Origin of the sequence: Nocardioides sp., assembly GCF_024509035.1 — a bacterium.
GTDB lineage: Bacteria > Actinomycetota > Actinomycetes > Propionibacteriales > Nocardioidaceae > Nocardioides.
In genome coordinates this window covers 1-2,655 of the sequence record NZ_JANINT010000276.1, presented here as the reverse complement: position 1 = coordinate 2,655, position 2,655 = coordinate 1, and the positions used below count along the sequence as shown (strand labels likewise).

Here is a 2,655-nt window from a genome sequence, read left to right as displayed (position 1 = left end):
GAGCACGAGCAGCGGCGGCGGACCCATCCACCTGCGGGCGCGCGGGGACGCGTCACGGCGCCCGAGACGGACCCGTCGGACCACGCGGCTTCCCCTCGGCTCGGTCTGGCGGTTGGTGCGGCAGCGCCAACGCTAACCTCGCCCGTCACTCGAGCCCCGGAGGCCACGCCCGTGTCGCGCCGGCGTCAGGGTCGGGTCGCGGCCACCGCCAGTCGGTCGACGAAGTCGTTCATCACGTGGCCGGAGTGGCCCTTGACCCACGCGAAGGCGATGTCGCCGCGGGTCTGCACGAGGTCGACCAGCGGCTCCCACAGGTCGCGGTTGGCCACCGGCGTACGCGCCGAGCTGACCCAGCCACGGTCCAGCCAGCCGCGCCACCAGGCGTCGCGGAAGCAGTGGACGACGTACGTCGAGTCGCTCACCACCAGCAGCGGTCCGTCGAGCGAGCGGACCGCCTCGAGGGCCGCGCGGATCTCCATGCGCTGGTTGGTCGAGGGCGCCTCGTGACCCGAGGCGTAGATCGAGGTGTCGACGGCCCAGGCCCAGCCGCCGGGGCCGGGGTTGCCCGAGCACGCCCCGTCGGTGAAGACCTCGCGCGCACCGGGCGGGACGGGCATGGGCGGGCGGGGCGGGCGCTTGGTGCGTTGACGGGGCGGCACCGGAGCACCCTCGCACAGTGCCGCTTCTGGGAGGCCGTTGGCTACCGTCATCGGTCATGGGCCACGCCAGGGAGGACGCCGTGCTGCCCACCGACCTGGTGGGCACCTGGACGCTGACCCGCGTCGTGGACGACCGTCTCGCGGGCGAGCGGCGCGACGTCGTCGGCACCGCCACGCTCTCGCTCGAGTCGCCCGACCGGGTGCGGTGGAGCGAGGAGGGGACGATGAGCTGGGGCGGCCGGGCGGTCGAGGTGAGCCGCACGCTCTACGTGGAGCGGGGGGACGACGGGTGGTTCGTGTACTTCTCCGACGGGCGGCCGTTCCACCCGTGGTCGGTGGAGACGCCGGTGGAGCACCCGTGCGGCCGCGACCTCTACGCGGGTCGCATCTCGGGGGACGTGCAGCGGTGGACCGTGGAGTGGCGGGCGTCGGGGCCGGAGAAGGACTACGTGATGACCACGGTCCACACCGACCGGCGCGACGCCCGCCCCCGGTCCGGGTGAGGCATGGTCAGGCGGCCTGGCGCTCGACGACGGGCTGGCTGAGCGTCACCGGGGCGGCCATGCGGCTCCGGGCGGCGAGCAGGTCGCCGACCACGCCGACCAGGACGATGGCGGCCGCGGTGCTGGCGACACCGGCGAGGACGAAGAACGCGACGAGCGGGGCGGTGAAGTCGTACATGGTGTGCTCCTGGGATCGGTGGGTCCGAGGCTCTCTGCCTCGATGACCTCACCGTCCCGCAGAGCCCTTGGGGGCCACTGGGAGTCCGCTCGGGGTCGACTGGGGGCCGCTGCGGGTCTCGGCTGACACGTCGGGCGTCAGCGGCCCCGGGCGGCCTTCGCGATGGTCTCCTCGACGATCGAGTTGAGGCGCGCGCCGTTCGGCCAGCCGGCGTAGTGGCACACGAAGATCACGATCTCGCGCAGCGCCGCCTCGTCGAGCTCGCCGTTCGCGTACGCCGCCGGCACCTGGATGCCGAGGACGTCGGCGGCACCCTGGCCGGCGAGCATCCCGATCAGGATCAGCCGGCGGTCGCGGTCGGTGAGGCCGGGCCGGTTCCAGATGTCGGCGAACAGGTGGTCCGCGGTGTAGCGGAAGAAGTCACCGGCTCCGTCGGTCATGTCGAAGCCGTAGACCTGCTCCATCTTCTCCAGCCCGCGCCGCCGCGTCTCCGGCAGCCCCTCGAAGTCACCCAAGGCCGAGCCCCTCCCTCAATCGGTCCAGCGACAGTCGTGCGAGCGGTACGTCGACGGCTTGCTCGTCCGCGAGCGCGATCGCGAACGCCAGGTCCTTCTCCCCCAGGTCGGCCACGTGTCCGAAGACCCCGTGCCAGAAGTCGTCCGGCGCGATCGGCGCCGTGGTGTCGCGGTGCATGATCGCGCCCGGCCCGCCCGTGATCGCGTCGGTGTGCCGCACGACCTTGCCGAGCTCGACCAGGTCCAGGTCGGCCGCCTCCGCGAGCCGCTGGGCCTCGGTGACCGCGGTGAACGCGACGAAGTGGATGAGGTTGCGGGCCAGCTTCATCCGGGTGCCGGCGCCGAGAGGGCCCGCGTGCACGACCATCGAGCCCATCGCCTCGAGCGCGGGCCGGGCGACGTCGAACGCCTCCCCGGACCCACCGACCATGATCGCGAGCGATCCGTCGGCGGCGCCCATCGATCCGCCGGAGACCGGGGCGTCCAGCACGGTGTGTCCAGCCGCTGCCAGCTCTCCCGGGGTGCCGGGCGCCACCGTCGAGTGGACCACCAGCACCACACCGGGACGCACCTCGCCGGCCACCGACCGCACCTGGTCGTCGTCCCTGACCATCACGCAGACCACGTCGGCGTCGATCGCGCCGATGCTGCCGGCGGCTCGGGCCCCGGCCTCGACCAGCTCCGCAACCGGACCGGGCGCCACGTCGTACACCGTCAGGTCGATACCCTCGGCCGCGGCGAGCCTCAGCGCCATCGGCTTCCCGATGTTGCCGAGGCCGACGAACCCGACCCTCATGCGC

At 73.2% G+C, this 2,655-nt stretch carries 5 protein-coding genes; 1 reads left to right on the top strand and 4 read right to left on the bottom strand.

Translation table 11 applies throughout. From position 1 onward, the window contains the following. Positions 1–185: 185 nt before the first annotated feature. A complete protein-coding gene (locus Q0L15_RS18585) occupies positions 186–659 on the bottom strand; it encodes a ribonuclease H (protein WP_296605956.1) in 474 nt (157 codons plus the stop codon). A 56-nt stretch (positions 660–715) separates the two neighbouring features. Between Q0L15_RS18585 and Q0L15_RS18580 the strand changes: the two genes are divergently transcribed. Continuing rightward, entirely contained in the window at positions 716–1,162 is a 447-nt protein-coding gene (locus tag Q0L15_RS18580) for a DUF6314 family protein (RefSeq protein ID WP_296605955.1), read from the top strand. A gap of 7 nt (positions 1,163–1,169) precedes the next feature. Here the strand turns inward: Q0L15_RS18580 and Q0L15_RS18575 are convergent, their stop codons facing one another. The 3 genes from Q0L15_RS18575 to Q0L15_RS18565 form a co-directional block, all read right to left on the bottom strand. Then, complete coding sequence (locus Q0L15_RS18575) at positions 1,170–1,340, bottom strand: hypothetical protein (RefSeq protein ID WP_296605953.1); 171 nt, start codon at positions 1,338–1,340, stop codon at positions 1,170–1,172. A gap of 137 nt (positions 1,341–1,477) precedes the next feature. After that, positions 1,478–1,855: a carboxymuconolactone decarboxylase family protein gene (locus Q0L15_RS18570; protein WP_296605951.1), complete on the bottom strand. Its 378-nt coding sequence runs from the start codon at positions 1,853–1,855 to the stop codon at positions 1,478–1,480. Continuing rightward, positions 1,848–2,655, bottom strand: an 808-nt coding sequence (locus tag Q0L15_RS18565) for an NAD(P)-dependent oxidoreductase (RefSeq protein WP_296605950.1), incomplete at its 5' end; no start/stop codon positions are given. The genes Q0L15_RS18570 and Q0L15_RS18565, both read right to left, overlap by 8 nt.

Excerpts from the sequence above, each read along its gene's own strand:
- Q0L15_RS18580 (WP_296605955.1), top strand. The coding sequence starts at position 716 with ATGGGCCACGCCAGGGAGGACGCCGTGCTGCCCACCGACCTGGTGGGC.
- Q0L15_RS18575 (WP_296605953.1), bottom strand. The coding sequence starts at position 1,340 with ATGTACGACTTCACCGCCCCGCTCGTCGCGTTCTTCGTCCTCGCCGGT.